The organism is Marinobacter vulgaris, from assembly GCF_003344045.1.
Lineage (GTDB): Bacteria > Pseudomonadota > Gammaproteobacteria > Pseudomonadales > Oleiphilaceae > Marinobacter > Marinobacter vulgaris.
This window is the reverse complement of sequence record NZ_QFWX01000003.1, coordinates 286,588-303,850: the sequence shown is the minus strand read 5'-3', so window position 1 is coordinate 303,850 and position 17,263 is coordinate 286,588. Positions and strand designations below refer to the sequence as shown.

The window sequence follows — 17,263 nt, the reverse complement described above, 5'->3', positions numbered from 1 at the left end:
TACTCTAAAAAAAGCCTGTAATGAATACAACGCAAACACAGGCCAGATGGCGTTTTTGTCATCTTCGAGCGAACACTGGGCAGTCACGATGTCAGGCTTCCGCCAACGCTGTGGCTTCGTCCACATCGACCGAGACCAGTCGTGAACATCCCTGCTCGTGCATGGTAACACCCATTAGCTGATCGGCCATTTCCATGGCGATCTTATTGTGGGTGATGTAGATGAACTGCACCTGCTTCGACATTTCCTTCACCAGGTTGGCATAGCGGCCGACGTTGGCGTCGTCCAGGGGTGCGTCCACCTCGTCCAGCATACAGAACGGCGCAGGATTGAGCTGGAAAATCGAGAACACCAGCGCAATCGCGGTCAACGCCTTCTCGCCACCTGACAACAGATGAATGGTGCTGTTCTTCTTGCCCGGGGGCCTGGCCATGATGGTCACGCCCGTCTCCAGAAGATCTTCGCCAGTGAGGTCCAGATAGGCATTACCACCCCCGAACACTTTCGGAAACAGGGCCTGCAATCCCCCATTCACCTGGTCAAACGTCTCCTTGAAGCGCTGACGGGTCTCCCGGTCAATCTTGCGAATCGCATTATCCAGAGTTTCCAGGGCCTCGGTCAGGTCCTCGTGCTGACTGTCCAGATAGGTCTTGCGCTCACTCTGTACCTGGTACTCCTCAATGGCCGCCAGATTGATGGCACCCAGGCGCTGAATCCGCGAGCCGAGTTTCTCCAGCTCCGCGGCCCAGGCTTCTTCGCTGGCCTCATCCGGCAATGCTGACAGCACCTCATGAAGGCGGACATCCAGCTCTTCAAGCTGTTCCAGGTGATTGCCGGCGCGGATTTCCAGCGCCTGGGATTCCATTTTCAGCTTTTCCAGGCTGGCCCTGACATCCGCTATGGTATGTTCCATGCGGCTGCGGCGTTGCTCCCGGTCCCGCACGTCCCGGTCGATTTCTTCAAGCGCGTCCCGCGCCGCGCCCAGCTTTTCTTCCTCGGCCAGACGGCGGTCCAGCAAGCCTTCCAGCTGCATCGCCAGGTCCTCGATGGGCTCCTCCGCGCTCTCGCGGGTTTCCCGCAGAATATCCAGACGCTCGTCCAGGCGCTCTTTCTGCAGCTGCATCCGATCAATGGTCTGGCGCAGTCCATCTCTCTGGCTGTTCAGGGATTGCAGCTGAAGTTGCAGTTGATGGGCATGATCACGATCATGCCGGGCCTCCTGGCGCAAGCGATCCAGGTTTTCACGCAGCACATCGCGGCGTTCAAGCAGGCGTTCTTTCTCCTCGTCACTGTCCTCCGTGGAGGCAAGAGCCTGCTGCCACTCTTCGCGGGTTTCCTGCAGCTGCTCCTGTTGATCTTCCAGATTCATGGACACATCCGCCAGATCCTCACGGATGCGTTGCAGTCGGGCATCGATCTGTTCGGCACGGGCTTTCAGGCCACTGATTTTTGACGACAGCGTCGCCAGACTCCGGTCAGCCTCCGCCAGGCGCGCCTGAGCCTCGTCCCTGGCGGCCTCCGCCCGTTCAGACTGCTCCAGCAGCCGATCCAGACTATCCGTGGCCGTTTCCAGGGCAGCCTCTGCCCGCGCCAGTTCGTCCGCCAGTGAACTCACCTTTTTCTGGCGTTCAATGACACCGATCTGGGCCGCGTCGGAATCCGGCATCAGAATCCAGTCGGCAGAGACCCAGGCTCCCTCAGGCGTTATGATGCTGTTGCCCGGTGCCAGCGTGCCCTGCCGGCCCAAGGCGTCATCAATGGTCTCCGCGGTGTCCACCATCGCCAGCAGGGGCGCCATACCGCCGGCACCAATGACCTTGCTGGCGAGACCTTCTGACGTGTTGACGCCACTGGATTCACTGCTTACCAATGCCAGCCCGCGAGGGGCCGCGGCCATCGCGGATTGCATCGTATGCAGGCCTGGAACGCTGAGCCCCTGGGTGAATCGGCCAATTACCTGCTCGACCGCAAACTCCCAACCGTCCTCGATCCGCAGCTGCTTGGCCAGGCGCGGACTGTTGCCCAGCCCCCGGTCATTCAGCCAGTCCTGCAGGGTATCGTCCTGCGCTCCCATCTGTTCATCAAGCAAGGCCTGCTGGGACTCCAGTGACGCTCGCAGGCTCTGTACCTGTTGACGGGCATCGGAGGCTGCCTGCTCGGCGTCCCGCTGCTGGTGCCGTGCCTCCTGCAGGTCCTCCTGGACGAGTTCAATTCGCTCAGAGGCTTCTTCCCGCTGCAGCTCCAGGGGTTCCTGCTGCTCGAGGTAATCGTCCAGCCCGGCGCGGTCAAGCTGGCTCTCGAGCAGGTCCTGTTCCTCCTTCAGCCTTTGCTGACGGTTACGGAGCTGCTCAATGGCATTCTCCAGGGAACGAATGCGAGACTGGGCGAGCTCTGCCTGGCGCCGGGCATCCGCAGAGCGGGTACTGAAATCCTCCCAGCTATGCTGCCAGTCGCTCATGGCATCCTCGGCGCTCTGAAGTTTTTCACCGGAGTCTTCGGACTTCAGGGACAGTGCCTCCTGTTCCGGCTCCAGCATGTCCAGTTCCTCCTGGATCCCGGAGAGTTTTTGCTGGTCCTGCTCGACCTCACGGGCCAGCTCGCGCTGGTTCGCCATCGCCTGGTCCAGCTCTGCGGCGGTCTGGCGGCTGCGTTCACGCTGGTGTTCAAGGCTCTGTTCGATGCGGGCGATATCGGCGCCGGCCTCATAATAACGGGCCTGGGCTTTGTTGAAATGTTCGTTACGGTCCTGGTGACTTTCCCGCAGTGATTCCAGGGAGGTCTCCAGGCTGACGCGTTCGGAAAGCTGTTTTTCCAGTTCCAGTTCCGTATCCCGGATGCGGGAACGCCAGGTTTGCAGGTCCCTGTCCAGGGATTGCCACCGTAGCACCGTCAATTCGGCCTTCTTCTGCCGCTCTTCCTGCTTAAAGGCCTTGTACTTTTCTGCAGCCTGGGCCTGGCGCTCAAGGTGTTGCAACTGTCGACCGAGTTCTTCACGCAGGTCCGTCAGGCGCTCAAGATTTTCCTGGGTCCTGCGTATACGGCTTTCTGTCTCCTTGCGGCGCTCCTTGTACTTGGAGATCCCGGCCGCCTCCTCAATGTACACCCGCAGTTCTTCGGGCTTGGCCTCAATCAGCCTGGAAATCATACCCTGCTCGATGATGGCGTAGCTGCGCGGACCGAGGCCAGTGCCCAGGAACAGATCCGTTATGTCGCGGCGACGGCATTTGGAGCCATTGAGGAAGTATTCGGATTGCCCCTCCCGGGAGACCCGGCGGCGAACGGAAATCTCATTGAACCGGACGAATTCGCCCGGGGCCGACCCGTCACTGTTATCGAAAACCAGTTCAATGGACGCCTGCCCTACCGGTTTGCGCGCGCTGGAGCCGTTGAAAATGACGTCCGACATGGACTCGCCACGAAGATACTTGGCCGAGCTCTCGCCCATTACCCAACGCACGGCATCGATGATATTGGACTTACCGCAGCCGTTGGGACCCACCACCGCGGTCATATTGGAAGGAAAGGGTACCGTCGTCGGGTCCACGAACGACTTGAAACCAGACAGCTTGATGGATTTCAGGCGCATATCAGGCGCTCACTCCTTCCCCGAGAATACTCAGCACCTGTCGGCGCTGGTGTTCACCAAACTCGCAGATTGCTTTTTCCAGGCCCGGTGAATCGCCCCGGACAGCAGCGTCGGCCAGCAGTCGGAAAAAGCGACCGGTTTCCTCGAGTTCATCCCGAAAGTTCTCCAGGGCGACGAAATAGGTCCGGCTGATGGCGGGACGGAAATTTTCCAGAGTTTCTTCAAGAAAGGGGTTTTCAACCAGACCGTAAGCGTATCGCATAACCCCGAAACCCGCGTCCATCACCTGCTCCGCCGCGTCGCTACCGGACGAATTAAGGGCATCAATCACCACCTGGAGCTCACGGACCTGGCCCATGAGCCCGGACAACTGCGCGCCAGACCAGCGTTCCAGAACTTTGCGCCCCAACATGCACAGCAAATCGATGTAGATGTCGTAGAGGCTGTTCACCAGTTCCGGTGTCAGTCGCGAGACCACCGCGCCCCGGCGCGGAAAGATCTCCACCAGGTGGCGGCGCTCGAGAATCAGCAGGGATTCGCGTACAGAACCACGGCTGACATCGAGTTCCCCGGCCACTTTCAGTTCCTGGATCCGCTCACCCGGCCTCAGATCACCGGTGATGATGCGCTGCCCGATATGCTGGGCTATCTGCTCGGAAAGACTTTCGGGGGCCTGAAACCTCATACTGTTGGTCGCTCACTCGCCAGTGACAGCAAAGAATGAGCGCAGGAGTTTACCACAGGCGCCAGCGGCCCCAATCCCCTTGTCCGACATTTTAACGATCCGGCCGGCATGGCAAGTCACTGCCGGTTTATTGACACGGCACTCATTTTTATCATTTCCACTCCTATAAACGATGTAAATATTATTCGATAGGTTTATGTTTTTAAACATTATTTAATTATTGGCCGGAAGTTTGCTTGCTACAACGAAAAATATCTTCAACAGGCCGCGTCGAGTGAAAAACATCCCACGATCAACAAGTCAGGACCGCAACCCCAGAAGCTCGCAGCACTCAGGCAGGCTCACCGGGAATGGAGCGAATCCCCGGATGTTCTTACCCGCCTTACCCGCCGACTATCAACAACGCTCAATCTGGAGACACAGCTGGCCATCCTTGCGGAAGAGATCAGCTCAGTCATACCCTTCGACTGCATGAATTACCGTCACCAGATTGCAGCCCGTGAATTCGTGTATGCCACCGGCATGGGGGGCCCTCACCGTTGCGATTATCGTCTCAATCTGGAGGGCAGCTTCTACGGCACCCTCTCGCTCAGTCGGCGCCAGAAATTTGCTGAGCAGGAACTCGAAGGCATCGAACTGATGCTGGCCGCAGCCATCTGCCCGATCCGTAATGCCTGCCAGTTCATCGCCATCGAGCAGGCTGCCCTGACAGACTCCCTCACCGGCGTGCCCAACAAGCGAGCAATGGACGAGGTGCTGGCACGGGCGTGCTGCCTCGGAGACAGGCATGGCGAAGACTATTCGTTGATTCTGTGTGACCTGGACCATTTCAAAAAGGTAAATGACCAGCACGGTCACGTGGTAGGGGATCACATTCTGAAGCTGGCGGCCGCTGAACTTCAGAAAGCAGTGCGTAACTCTGACAGCGTCTACCGTTTTGGGGGGGAGGAGTTTGCCATCCTGCTGCCCCACACCGATGAAAATCATGCCCGCGTTGTTGCCGATCGAATTCGCAAGTTTATCGGCACCATTTCCGTTAACTGTGGTGACACCGATGTTTCCGTCACTACCAGCTGCGGGGTTGCCCAGCGTCTTCCAGACGAGTCCGCCAATCATTGGCTGGCCCGCGCGGACGAAGCGCTGTATCGGGCGAAAGACCATGGCCGTAACTGCACCAGGGTTTTCGCCGCTATCGGAAACTGATTATCGCTTGGGCGATTTGCGTGGGGCAGGCTTGCGAGCCGGTTTCTGATCGGGACCGGAGCTGTCCACCTGCCAACGGGGATTGCCCGACTTCCGGGGCGCGGAGCTTGGCTGCTTCCGGCGCTGTCGATCATGAATCTTCTGTTCAGACGGCGTTTTCGCCGGGATCTCTACCGGTTTCAGGTCCACCGCCTTGCTCAGCGAATCCACCGCTTTCTGGTCCAGCTCTTCCCACTTGCCAACGGTCAGCCGGCTGGGCAGGAAAACCGGCCCATAGCGTACCCGCTTGAGACGGCTGACCCGGACACCCTGGGATTCCCACAGCCTGCGAACCTCCCGGTTACGCCCCTCCAGTAGAGTGACGTGGAACCACTGGTTAATCCCCTTGCCGCCGGCTTCGGTAATATCCGAAAACTTCGCCATACCGTCATCCAGCAGCACTCCTTCTGACAGCCGCTTGATCATGGCATCATCAACCTCGCCAAAAACCCTCACCGCGTACTCGCGGTCGATCTGCCGGGACGGATGCATCAGCCGGTTGGCAAGTTCGCCGTCGGTAGTAAACAGCACCAGACCGGTGGTATTGATATCAAGCCGACCAATCGCGATCCAGCGATGGTCACGAAGCCGGGGAAGACTGTCAAATACTGTCGGACGCCCTTCCGGATCCCGGCGGGTGGTGACTTCCCCTTCCGGCTTGTTGTAAATCAACACGCGCCGGAGCACTTCTGCGCCAGCGGTAATATCAAGACGCTTACCATCAAGCTCAATCCGATCGCTGACCGATGCTTTCTGTCCGGCCTCCGCCGGCTGGCCGTTGATCACCAGGCGGCCGGCCTCTATCCAGCCCTCGACTTCCCGGCGTGACCCTACACCAGCACGGGCCAGCAACTTCTGGATGCGTTCCGGGCCCGAGGGCGTGCTTTCTTCCTGGGTTTTCTTTTCAGGCTTGCGGGGGCGATCTGCCGCCATGAATCTGTCCTTTACTAGTGACTGATGCCGGCGGCATCAGTGAAGTGTCTGCCCTGGCGAGGATTCCGGTGTGGTTTCGCCGTCGTTCTCACCAGTGTCTCTGGCCGGAGACTCAAATTCGATCTCGGCCTGTATGTTCTTTTCAATTTCCCGCCCGATCTCTTCCAGATCCCGTATTTCGGAGAGCGGCGGCAACTGGTCCAGCCCTTCCAGGTTGAAATAATCCAGAAACTGTTTCGTGGTCGCGAACATGGCCGGCCGACCGGGCACATCCCGATGCCCCACAACCCGAACCCATTCCCTCTCCAGCAGGGTACGGACGATATTGCTGCTGACGGTGACGCCCCGGATATCTTCAATCTCACCGCGGGTGATCGGCTGGCGATAGGCTACCAGGGCCAGGGTTTCCAGCAGAGCACGGGAGTAACGTTGGGGTTTGTCCTCGAATAATCGCCCGACCCAGGGCGCGTACTCTTCCCGTACCTGGAGCCGATACCCGCTGGCCACTTTTCTCAGCTCAAATCCCCGCCCCCGACAGGATTGTTCCAGTAGCACCAGCACGTGCTCCATGATCTGACGGGCCGGGCGCTCATCCTCTTCAAACAGCTCCCGCAACTGTTCGACCGACAGCGGTTTGCCGGCGGCAAGCAGCGCCGCTTCCGTGATCGCCTGGATTTTTCGAAGGTTTTCTTCGTTCATGGTTCACTACCGGGTATCAAATTGCACGGTGTCTGATAGTCAGCACGACGCTCTGGCCCTGACGTGAATCGGGCCCAGCACCTCGGCCTGCACCACTTCAATAAGCTGTTCCTTGACCAGTTCCAGGGTCGCCAGGAAGCTTACCACAACGCCCAGTCGCCCCTCTTCCGGTGTGAACAGACTTTCAAACGTCACGAACTGGTCGTCCCTCAACACCGACAGTATCGCCGACATGCGCTCACGGGTAGACAGCCGTTCTTTTTCAACATGGTGGCTGGTGAACAGGTCCGCCCGCTTCAGCACCCCTTGCAATGCCAGCAGGATTTCCCGCAAATCCACGTCCGGATGCGGCTGACTCGATGACAGTTTCGGCAATGCTGCCGAGGCCGTAAAGCTATCCCGCTCCAGCCGTGGCATTTCGTCGATATCTTCGGCCGCCTGTTTGAAGCGTTCGTACTGCTGCAAGCGACGAATCAGTTCCGCCCGGGGATCCATCTCTTCTTCATCCTCGGCTTCCTGTCGCGGCAACAGCATCCGCGACTTGATCTCCGCCAGGGTTGCCGCCATCACCAGGTATTCGGCAGCCAGTTCAAAGCGCATGGCTTCCACGGCACCGATGTAATCCATGTACTGTTTGGTGATCTCGCTGACATCGACATCCAGGATATCCATGTTCTGGCGCCGGATCAGATACAACAGCAGGTCCAGAGGCCCTTCAAACGCCTCGAGAAACACCGCGAGGGCGTCAGGCGGTATATACAGGTCACGGGGCAGATCAACCACCGGCTTGCCGGAAACCCTCGCAAGCGGCATCTGTTCAGCGACCGGAACGGTCGTGTCCGCCCCCTCCTCTGCCGCTGCCTTGCTTGCGGTATTCTCGGTCATGGTGTCTCCAGAGTCTTCATCGCCGGAGCTCAGCGATAGCTCAGGCCCATCGCTGCCCTGACCTCCTCAAGGGTATCTCGTGCCGCGTCCCGGGCATGCTCACAACCTTCTTCGATGATGGCGCGTACCAGGTCCGGATTGCTCTCATACTCCTTGGCACGCTCATGCAGCGGGCGCTGCTCCTCAATAATCGAGTCGATCAGTGGTTTCTTGCACTCCAGGCAACCAATGCCCGCACTGCGGCAGCCGGTTTGCACCCATTCCCGGGTTTTGGCATCGGAATAAACCTTGTGAAGCCCCCATACCGGACACTTTTCCGGTTCACCCGGATCGGTCCTGCGTACCCGCTGCGGATCGGTCTGCATGGTACGAACCTTTTGGGCCACGCTGTCGGGATCTTCACGCAGCCCGATATAGTTGTTATAGGACTTGGACATTTTCTGCCCATCCAGCCCTGGCATCTTTGATTCCGGCGTCAGCAACGGTTGGGGTTCCGGCAGAATCACCTTGCCACCGCCCTCGATATACCCGTAAAGCCGCTCACGATCACCCAGGGAAATATTCTGCTGTTCCTTGAGGAGTGCCCGGGCGGTCTCCAGCGCTTCCATGTCACCCTCTTCCTGGTAGCGTTTCTTGAGGGTGCGGTAAAGCTTTGCGTTCTTCTTGCCCATCTTCACGATGGCGCCTTCGGCTTGCTCCTCGAACCCCTGTTCACGACCGTAGAGGTGATTGAAGCGACGGGCAATTTCCCGCGTGATTTCCACATGGGACACCTGGTCCGCGCCCACCGGCACACGCCCTGCCCGGTACATGAGAATATCCGCGCTCTGCAGCAACGGGTAACCCAGGAAACCGTAGGTAGCCAGATCCTTTTCCCGCAGCTTTTCCTGCTGGTCCTTGTAGGTCGGGATACGTTCCAGCCAGCCCAGCGGTGTGATCATCGACAACAGCAGGTGCAGTTCGGCGTGCTCCGGCACCTTGGACTGGATGAACATGGTGGAGGAACCGGGATTGACACCGGCAGCCAGCCAGTCGATCACCATGTCCCAGACACTGTCCTGGATACCACTGGGGTCGTCGTAATTGGTGGTGAGTGCATGCCAGTCAGCGACGAAGAAAAAGCACTCGAACTCATGCTGGAGTTTTACCCAGTTCTTCAGAACACCATGGTAGTGGCCAAGGTGCAACTTGCCGGTGGGACGCATGCCGGACAAAATCCGTTGCTGGGAATCGACAGAACTCAAAGCATGAACTCCTTCTGTTTATAGGACACAGCCATCTTATTCGAGGCTGACCGGGGATTATAGACTTATGTGCCCCCGGCGTTAAGGTACCTTTGAAAAACCTGCAACCGGCGCCTTAAACAAAAAGCCCCCGGAAGTCCGCAAGGCAGACCCGGGGGCTTTGCTTCACCGGCGGAAATTTACCAGCCGGTGACTTCCTTCAGCGCCTTGCCGATTTCGGCCAGGCTGCGCACGGTTTTGACACCGGCATCGTTCAGGGCGGCAAACTTCTCGTCTGCCGTGCCCTTACCACCGGAGATTATAGCGCCGGCGTGGCCCATACGCTTGCCGGGGGGCGCAGTCACACCAGCGATGTAGGCTACCACCGGCTTGCTGACGTTGTCCTTGATGAAAGCAGCGGCTTCTTCCTCGGCGGTACCGCCGATCTCGCCGATCATTACGATGGCTTCGGTCTGGGGATCGTCCTGCAGCAGTTGCAGTATATCGATGAAGTTGGAGCCCGGAATCGGGTCGCCACCGATACCAACACAGCTGGACTGACCGTAACCGAAGTCCGTGGTCTGCTTGACCGCTTCGTAAGTCAGGGTACCTGAGCGGGATACGATGCCCACCTTACCAGGCTTGTGGATATGGCCCGGCATGATACCGATCTTGCTCTCACCCGGCGTGATCACACCCGGGCAGTTCGGACCGATCATCCGCACGCCCTTGCGATCCACATATTCTTTCGCATAGAGCATGTCGATGGTGGGGATGCCCTCAGTGATACATACGATCAGCTGGATACCAGCGGCTGCAGCTTCAATGATGGCGTCCTTGCAGAACGGTGCCGGTACATAGATTACGGTCGCTTCCGCGCCCGTTTTCTCGACCGCTTCACGCACGGTATTGAATACCGGCAGGCCAAGATGCTCGGTGCCGCCCTTACCGGGGCTGACGCCGCCAACCATTTTGGTGCCGTACTCAATGGCCTGCTCAGAGTGAAAGGTACCCTGCGCACCGGTAAAGCCCTGGCAGATAACTTTGGTGTCTTTGTTGATCAGGATGCTCATTATTTGCCCCCCGCGGCTTTTACGACTTGCTCTGCCGCATTCGACAGACTGGTGGCAGCAATGATGTTCAGGCCGCTGTCGGCGAGCACCTTGGTGCCGATTTCAGCGTTGTTGCCTTCAAGGCGAACAACCACAGGAACCTTGACGCCCACTTCCTTGACGGCACCGATGATGCCCTCTGCAATCATGTCGCAGCGAACAATGCCACCAAAGATGTTGACCAGAACCGCCTTGACGTTGGAGTCAGACAGAATGATCTTGAACGCTTCGGAGACACGCTCTTTGGTCGCACCGCCGCCGACGTCCAGGAAGTTCGCGGGCTGGCCGCCGGACAGCTTGATAATGTCCATGGTGCCCATGGCCAGACCGGCACCATTTACCATACAGCCGATGTTGCCTTCCAGCGCCACGTAGTTGAGTTCCCACTTGGCCGCTTCCGCTTCCCGGGAGTCTTCCTGGGAAGGATCATGCATTTCGTGGATCTTCTTCTGGCGATAAAGTGCGTTACCGTCAACGCCAATCTTGGCGTCGAGGCAGTGCAGATCGCCGGCTGGCGTGATAACCAGCGGGTTGATTTCCAGCAGTGCAAGATCACGATCTTCAAAAAGCTTTGCCAGGCCCATGAAAATCTTAGTGAACTGGCCAATCTGCTTGCCTTCCAGACCCAGTTTGAAGGCCAGTTCGCGGCCCTGGTAAGGCTGTGCGCCTACCAGCGGGTCGATTTCGGCCTTGAGGATCTTTTCGGGGGTTTCTTCAGCAACCTGCTCGATCTCGACACCACCTTCGGTGGACGCCATGAACACGATGCGGCGGGTGCCACGGTCAACAACCGCACCCAGGTAAAGCTCCTGATCGATATCGGTCAGGGACTCAACGAGAATCTTGCTGACCGGCTGGCCATTTTCGTCAGTCTGGTAGGTCACCAGGTTCTTGCCAAGCCAGTTTTCAGCGAAGGCACGGATCTCGTCCTTGCTTTTGACCAGCTTCACACCGCCGGCCTTGCCGCGGCCACCGGCGTGAACCTGAGCCTTCACAACCCAGGCGTCGCCGCCAATCTCGTCAGCAGCAGCCACTGCTTCCTTGGGGGTATCGCAGGCAATGCCCTTGGATACTGGCAGGCCATATTCAGCGAACAGCTGCTTGCCCTGATATTCATGCAAATTCATAGTCAATGTCCCGAATTAAAAAATTCCTGGTTTGCGTTACTTCTTTTTCTTGCGGTTGGCGATATGAATCGCACCACCGGCCACGCCCAGAGCTGCCTCGTGCACAGACTCGGACAGAGTCGGATGTGCAAAACAGGTCAGGGCCAGATCTTCGGCACTGGAACCGAACTCCATGGCAATAACGCCCTGGGCAACGATTTCAGAAGCCTGGGGACCTACCACGTGGAAGCCGAGAATACGGTCGGTTTTAGCATCCGCAATGATCTTGACCATACCGGTCGCCGAATTCGCTGCCATGGCGCGGCCATTGGCGGCAAACGGGAAGGTACCCACGTTGTATTCTTCCCCTTCAGACTTGAGCTGCTCTTCGGTCTTGCCGACCCAGGCAACTTCCGGAAAGGTGTATACCACGTTCGGGATGCAGTCGTAGTTCACCTGGGGCTTGTGGCCGGCGATACGCTCGGCGACCATCACGCCCTCTTCCGAGGCCTTGTGCGCCAGCATAGGACCACGAACCACATCACCAACAGCCCAGACGCCTGGCGCCTCGGTTTTGCAGGTGTCATCCACAAAAATGAAGCCGCGCTCGTCCATTTGGACGCCCGAGTCTTCAGACAGCAGGTTGTCCGTGTACGGGCGACGGCCAACGGCGACGATCAGCTTGTCGAACTTGGCTTCCTGCTTGCCGTTGGCGTCCTCATAACTGACGTTGACCAGTTTGCGCTTCACTTCAGCGCCAGTCATGCGGGCACCCAGCACTATGTTGAGGCCCTGCTTCTGGAACTGCTTCAGCGCATCCTTGGCGATCTGCTGGTCAATGGCCGGCAGGAAGGTGTCCACTGCTTCAAGTACGGTTACCTCGGCACCCAGTCGCGCCCATACACTGCCGAGCTCCAACCCGATGATGCCGGCACCGATAACGCCGAGACGCTTGGGTACTTCGGTGAATTCCAGTGCGCCCTCGGAGTCAACGATATGCTCGCCGTCAAACGGTGCGGGCGGGATCTGGATGGGCTTGGAACCAGTGGCGATAATGACGTTATCCGCCTCGTAGGTGGTGGCCTTGCCATCCTTGTCCGTTACCTCAACCTTGCGGTTGGCCAGCAACTTGCCGTGACCCTGAATCGAGGTTACGCCGTTCGCCTTGAACAGACCGCCGATGCCACCGGTGAGCTGGTTCACAATACCTTCCTTGCGCTCCATCATCTTGCCGATGTCCATCTTGACATCTTTCGCAATGATGCCCTGATCCGCAAAACCGTGGTGGGCCTCCTCGTACTTGTGGGAGATCTCCAGCAATGCCTTTGAAGGAATACAGCCAACATTCAGGCAGGTACCGCCAAGCCGGTGCTTGCCTTCCTTGTCGGTCCACGATTCGATACACGCGGTTTTCAAGCCCAGTTGCGCTGCCTTGATTGCGGCAACATAGCCGCCAGGGCCGGCGCCAATGACGATTACGTCGTACTTGTCAGACATGTTTTATCCCGTTTATCCAATTCGTTAATGTCGGCTCAGACGTCCAGCAGAATGCGTGCCGGATCCTCAAGCATTTCCTTGATGGCCACCAGGAACTGTACTGCTTCCTTGCCATCGATCATGCGGTGGTCATAGGAAAGAGCCAGATACATCATTGGCTGGATTTCCACCTTGCCGTTCACTGCCATCGGGCGCTCCTGGATCTTGTGCATGCCCAGGATGGCGGTTTGCGGCGGATTCAGAATGGGCGTGGAAATCAGTGACCCAAAGATACCACCGTTAGTGATAGTGAACGTGCCACCGGTCATTTCATCGATGCCAAGCTTGCCCTCTTTGGCCTTGGTTCCGTACTCGACAATCTTCTTTTCGATGCCGGCAAGGCCGAGTGCATCGGTGTCGCGCAAGACAGGAACAACCAGGCCGCGATCACTTGAAACCGCAATACCAATATCCTGGTAGCCATGATAAACCATGTCGTTACCGTCTATGGAGGCATTCACGGCGGGGAAGCGTTTCAGAGCTTCGGTAGCGGCCTTGGTGAAGAACGACATGAAGCCGAGCTTGACCCCGTGGCGCTTCTCGAAACTTTCCTTGTACTGCTTGCGCAGCTCCATCACCGGCCCCATGTTCACTTCATTGAACGTGGTCAGCATGGCGGCAGTTTGCTGGGCATTAACCAGCCGTTTGGCAATGCTGGCGCGCAGTCGGGTCATCGGCACACGCTTTTCAGGACGCTCACCGGAACCGATATCCACTTGGGGCATGTCGCCAGCGGGCTTCGCTGTGGGCGCTGATGCTGATCCTGAAGACTTTCCGGCATCTACATGATTCTGAACGTCTTCTTTGGTAACGCGACCATCTTTCCCGGTGCCTTCGACAGCCTCCGGATTAATGTTGTTCTCTTCTGCAAGCTTACGGGCAGCCGGGCTCAGAATGGCCTCACCGGAGGATTTGGCGGTTTCTTCAGCAGGCTTTTCAGATGCCTCCTCTTTATTGTCTTCCTCCTTGCTGCCTTCATCCTTGGCCGCAGGCTTTGATTCGCCAGCGGCACCTTCCTTGAATTTGCCGACCACTTCACCGCTTTCCACGGTGTCGCCTTCACCCTTGAGTATTTCCTCAATAACACCATCTGCCGGAGCGACGACTTCAAGCACAACCTTGTCGGTTTCAATGTCGACAATCAGCTCGTCACGTGAACAGGCTTCTCCGGGCTGCTTGTGCCAGGTCGCGACTGTGCCTTCGGCGACCGACTCTGGGAATACGGGGGCTTTTATTTCTGTTGACATCTCGGGTCCTTAGTTCGGTAGCTCGTCAGATTTCAAACGCGTCGTTAACCAGCTTTTTCTGCTCTTCAATGTGGACGGACATATGTCCACAGGCCGGAGCAGCAGAAGCGTCACGACCCGCATACTGAAGATATAGTTTGGGATTATGGCGATGGAGAGCATTTCTCATGTGATGCTGGCTCGAGTACCAGGCACCCTGGTTCATGGGCTCTTCCTGACACCAGACCACGTGCTTGAGCTTGGTGTACTGGCTTATCAGCTCATCCAGATCATCTCCCGGGAATGGGTACAGCTGCTCAATACGCACGATGGCAACATCATTCCGCTCGTCGGCTTTTTTGCGCTCCAGCAGGTCAAAATAAACCTTGCCGCTGCACAGAATAAGCCGCGTGACTTTCTTGGGATCAGACGGCTCTTTCTCGGGCAGAATGGTTTTGAAGGTGCCCGATGTCAGATCGTCAAGGTCCGAGGTTGCCTCTTTGTGCCGCAACAGACTCTTCGGCGTGATGGCTACCAGCGGCTTGCGCAGTGGGCGCTTGACCTGACGGCGCAGCATATGGAACACCTGCGACGGGGTGGTCGGAATACATACCTGGATATTGTGCTCTGCACACAGCTGAAGGAAGCGCTCGAGGCGCGCTGAACTGTGCTCAGGGCCTTGGCCTTCATAGCCATGAGGCAACAGCAGGGTCAGGCCACACAGGCGCCCCCACTTATGCTCGCCACTGGTCAGGAACTGGTCAATGACTACCTGGGCGCCGTTGGCAAAGTCACCAAACTGGGCTTCCCATACAACCAGACCCTTCGGAGCCGTGGTTGAATAACCATATTCGAACGCCATTACCGCTTCTTCGGAAAGCAGGGAGTCAATAATTTCGAATTTTGGCTGGTCCTCGGCAATATGCTCGAGGGCGATATGGGTCGCGCCGTCTTTCTGGTTATGCAGCACCGCGTGGCGGTGGGAGAAGGTGCCGCGGCCGACATCCTGGCCGGTAATACGTATCGGGTGCCCCTCATCGAGAAGCGTGGCGTAGGCCATGATCTCGCCGTAGCCCCAGTTGATGGCCAGGGCACCGGCCGTCATCTTCTCGCGGTCGCTGATAATCTTGGAAACCTGGCGCTGCACACTGAAACCTTCCGGTATGTGGGTCAGCTTTTTACCAAGTTTCTGGATTGTCTTGAGGGCAACGCTGGACTTGCACTTTGCCGTCCACTCGTGGCCCAGATAAGGGGTCCAGTCTACGTAGAGCTCCTTGTTGGGCTCCTTGACCAGGGACTTGACCACATGGTCACCCTTATCCAGCTCGTTGCGATAATCCAGCTCAAGCTGCTTCGACTCTTCCTCAGTAATAACCCCGTCTGCCACCAGTTTCTCGGCGTAAAGGTTGCGGGTGGTCGTCAGTTTGCGGATCTTGTCGTACATCACCGGCTGCGTGGCTGCCGGCTCATCCGCCTCGTTGTGGCCACGGCGGCGATAACAGACCAAGTCAATAACCACGTCGTTCTTGAACTGGTGGCGATAGTCCATGGCCATCTGAGTCACGAACATTACCGCTTCAGGATCATCCGCGTTCACGTGCAGGATCGGGGCCTGGATCATCTTGGCCACATCGGTGCAGTATTCCGTGGAACGGGCGTCTTCCTGCTTGCTGGTGGTAAAGCCGACCTGGTTGTTGATGACGATATGAATGGTGCCACCGACGCCATAACCCCTGGTCTGGGACATCTGGAAGGTTTCCATGACCACGCCCTGCCCGGCAAAGGCTGCGTCACCGTGCATGATGATGGGCACACACTGGGTACCATTGGGATCTTCACGTCGGGTCTGGCGTGCGCGAACGGAGCCTACAACCACGGGCGACACAATCTCAAGGTGCGACGGGTTGAAGGCAAGTGCCAGGTGGATTTCACCGCCCTCGGTCATCACGTTGGATGAGAAACCCTGGTGGTATTTAACGTCACCGGAACCGGAAGCGGCGAGTTTCTTGCCCTCAAACTCGTCAAACAGCTCTTTCGGGTTTTTACCAAGCGTGTTGACCAGAACATTCAGGCGGCCACGGTGGGCCATGCCCAGTACAATTTCCTTGGCACCGTAACTGCCCGCTCGCTGGATCAATTCATCCAGACAGGGGATCAGGGTCTCACCACCCTCAAGGCCAAAACGCTTGACACCCGGATAGCGGGAACCCAGATATTTCTCCAGGCCTTCCGCCGCCGTGAGGCGCTCAAGAAGATGCTTGCGCGTCGCCGCCTCGTAATTCGGACGCGAACGCACCGGCTCCATTCGTTGCTGAAACCAGCGCTTGATCCGCGTATCCACAACGTGCATGTACTCGGCACCAATACTTCCGCAGTAAGTCTCGCGAAGGCCGCTTACGATGTCCCTGAGTTTCATGGCCTCGGAACCGAAGTTCAGGGAGCCGGTCTGAAACTCCAGATCGTAGTCCGCTTCGGAAAGCTCATGGAACGAAGGATCGAGATCTTCCACCTGGGGACGATTCCAGACTCCCAGGGGATCAAGCCTCGCTTCCTGATGGCCGCGGAAACGAAAGGCGTTGATCAGCTGGAGCACGCGAATCTGCTTCTTGTCGGCATCGGAGGTCGCGCTGGCAGGCACACCACCGGTGGCAAGGAAACGCTGATTACGGGAAATATGCTCGAACTGCTGACGTATAGATGAATGATCTATATCGCGGCCTTTGTAGCCATCCACACTGGGAAGTTTATCGAAGTAGCTGCGCCATTCTTCCGGAATAGCATTGGGGTCTGTCAGGTAGGTTTCGAAAAGCTGTTCAACATAGGCAAGATTGCCACCCTGAAGGTGGGAAGTCTGCCATAACTGCTCCATTATGCTTTCGTGCATTTTGAATAGCTCACCTTGGGCTGGTGCGGGGAGCTGGCTATGGTCGGCCAGGGGTAAATCCGAGTCAATACGGGTTTTTACGGGATCGACTGTGGCCACCACACCCAACAAGGATGTTTTCCGCTCCCCGGTGGTTATTATACTCA

General features: G+C 57.6%; 12 protein-coding genes. 1 reads left to right on the top strand and 11 read right to left on the bottom strand.

Going from position 1 to position 17,263, the window contains the following annotated elements:
• Nucleotides 1-91: 91 nt before the first annotated feature.
• The gene (gene smc / locus DIT71_RS07590) at nucleotides 92-3,586 is read right to left on the bottom strand and encodes a chromosome segregation protein SMC (RefSeq protein WP_114612602.1); all 3,495 of its coding nucleotides are present in this window, start codon (nucleotides 3,584-3,586) and stop codon (nucleotides 92-94) included.
• Between the two features lies 1 nt (nucleotide 3,587).
• Entirely contained in the window at nucleotides 3,588-4,271 is a 684-nt protein-coding gene (locus tag DIT71_RS07585) for a GntR family transcriptional regulator (protein WP_114612601.1), read from the bottom strand.
• 291 nt (nucleotides 4,272-4,562) lie between these two features.
• Here DIT71_RS07585 and DIT71_RS07580 point away from each other — a divergent pair, with 291 nt between their 5' ends.
• Nucleotides 4,563-5,474, top strand: coding sequence for a GGDEF domain-containing protein (locus DIT71_RS07580; RefSeq protein ID WP_199490986.1), 912 nt, complete (start codon nucleotides 4,563-4,565; stop codon nucleotides 5,472-5,474).
• Here the strand turns inward: DIT71_RS07580 and rluB are convergent, their stop codons facing one another.
• The 9 genes from rluB to DIT71_RS07535 form a co-directional block, all read right to left on the bottom strand.
• Complete coding sequence (rluB, locus tag DIT71_RS07575; protein ID WP_114612599.1) at nucleotides 5,475-6,446, bottom strand: 23S rRNA pseudouridine(2605) synthase RluB; 972 nt, start codon at nucleotides 6,444-6,446, stop codon at nucleotides 5,475-5,477.
• A gap of 36 nt (nucleotides 6,447-6,482) precedes the next feature.
• Entirely contained in the window at nucleotides 6,483-7,145 is a 663-nt protein-coding gene (gene scpB / locus DIT71_RS07570) for an SMC-Scp complex subunit ScpB (RefSeq protein WP_114612598.1), read from the bottom strand.
• A 39-nt stretch (nucleotides 7,146-7,184) separates the two neighbouring features.
• Nucleotides 7,185-7,958: a segregation and condensation protein A gene (locus DIT71_RS07565; protein WP_114612905.1), complete on the bottom strand. Its 774-nt coding sequence runs from the start codon at nucleotides 7,956-7,958 to the stop codon at nucleotides 7,185-7,187.
• Nucleotides 7,959-8,059: 101 nt separating this feature from the next.
• Nucleotides 8,060-9,274 (bottom strand): tryptophan--tRNA ligase, encoded by a 1,215-nt coding sequence (locus tag DIT71_RS07560; protein ID WP_199490971.1) that lies wholly within the window; start codon nucleotides 9,272-9,274, stop codon nucleotides 8,060-8,062.
• Nucleotides 9,275-9,453: 179 nt separating this feature from the next.
• Nucleotides 9,454-10,326 carry a succinate--CoA ligase subunit alpha gene (sucD, locus tag DIT71_RS07555; RefSeq protein WP_114612597.1) on the bottom strand — a complete coding sequence of 291 codons (873 nt, stop codon included), beginning with the start codon at nucleotides 10,324-10,326 and terminating at the stop codon, nucleotides 9,454-9,456.
• Nucleotides 10,326-11,492, bottom strand: a complete 1,167-nt coding sequence (gene sucC / locus DIT71_RS07550; RefSeq protein ID WP_114612596.1) for an ADP-forming succinate--CoA ligase subunit beta — start codon at nucleotides 11,490-11,492, stop codon at nucleotides 10,326-10,328. Before sucC ends, sucD begins: the two co-directional genes overlap by 1 nt.
• 36 nt (nucleotides 11,493-11,528) lie before the next feature.
• The gene (gene lpdA / locus DIT71_RS07545) at nucleotides 11,529-12,968 is read right to left on the bottom strand and encodes a dihydrolipoyl dehydrogenase (RefSeq protein ID WP_114612595.1); all 1,440 of its coding nucleotides are present in this window, start codon (nucleotides 12,966-12,968) and stop codon (nucleotides 11,529-11,531) included.
• Between the two features lie 35 nt (nucleotides 12,969-13,003).
• Nucleotides 13,004-14,254 carry a 2-oxoglutarate dehydrogenase complex dihydrolipoyllysine-residue succinyltransferase gene (odhB, locus tag DIT71_RS07540; protein WP_114612594.1) on the bottom strand — a complete coding sequence of 417 codons (1,251 nt, stop codon included), beginning with the start codon at nucleotides 14,252-14,254 and terminating at the stop codon, nucleotides 13,004-13,006.
• A gap of 25 nt (nucleotides 14,255-14,279) precedes the next feature.
• The gene (locus DIT71_RS07535; RefSeq protein WP_114612903.1) at nucleotides 14,280-17,117 is read right to left on the bottom strand and encodes a 2-oxoglutarate dehydrogenase E1 component; all 2,838 of its coding nucleotides are present in this window, start codon (nucleotides 17,115-17,117) and stop codon (nucleotides 14,280-14,282) included.
• Nucleotides 17,118-17,263: the final 146 nt, after the last annotated feature.

What these genes read in the sequence shown, in the direction of transcription:
- smc (WP_114612602.1), bottom strand. Translation starts at nt 3,586, where the DNA reads ATGCGCCTGAAATCCATCAAGCTGTCTGGTTTCAAGTCGTTCGTGGAC.
- DIT71_RS07585 (WP_114612601.1), bottom strand. Translation starts at nt 4,271, where the DNA reads ATGAGGTTTCAGGCCCCCGAAAGTCTTTCCGAGCAGATAGCCCAGCAT.
- rluB (WP_114612599.1), bottom strand. Translation starts at nt 6,446, where the DNA reads ATGGCGGCAGATCGCCCCCGCAAGCCTGAAAAGAAAACCCAGGAAGAA.
- scpB (WP_114612598.1), bottom strand. Translation starts at nt 7,145, where the DNA reads ATGAACGAAGAAAACCTTCGAAAAATCCAGGCGATCACGGAAGCGGCG.
- DIT71_RS07565 (WP_114612905.1), bottom strand. Translation starts at nt 7,958, where the DNA reads ATGCCGCTTGCGAGGGTTTCCGGCAAGCCGGTGGTTGATCTGCCCCGT.
- sucD (WP_114612597.1), bottom strand. Translation starts at nt 10,326, where the DNA reads ATGAGCATCCTGATCAACAAAGACACCAAAGTTATCTGCCAGGGCTTT.
- sucC (WP_114612596.1), bottom strand. Translation starts at nt 11,492, where the DNA reads ATGAATTTGCATGAATATCAGGGCAAGCAGCTGTTCGCTGAATATGGC.
- lpdA (WP_114612595.1), bottom strand. Translation starts at nt 12,968, where the DNA reads ATGTCTGACAAGTACGACGTAATCGTCATTGGCGCCGGCCCTGGCGGC.
- odhB (WP_114612594.1), bottom strand. Translation starts at nt 14,254, where the DNA reads ATGTCAACAGAAATAAAAGCCCCCGTATTCCCAGAGTCGGTCGCCGAA.
- DIT71_RS07535 (WP_114612903.1), bottom strand. Translation starts at nt 17,117, where the DNA reads ATGCACGAAAGCATAATGGAGCAGTTATGGCAGACTTCCCACCTTCAG.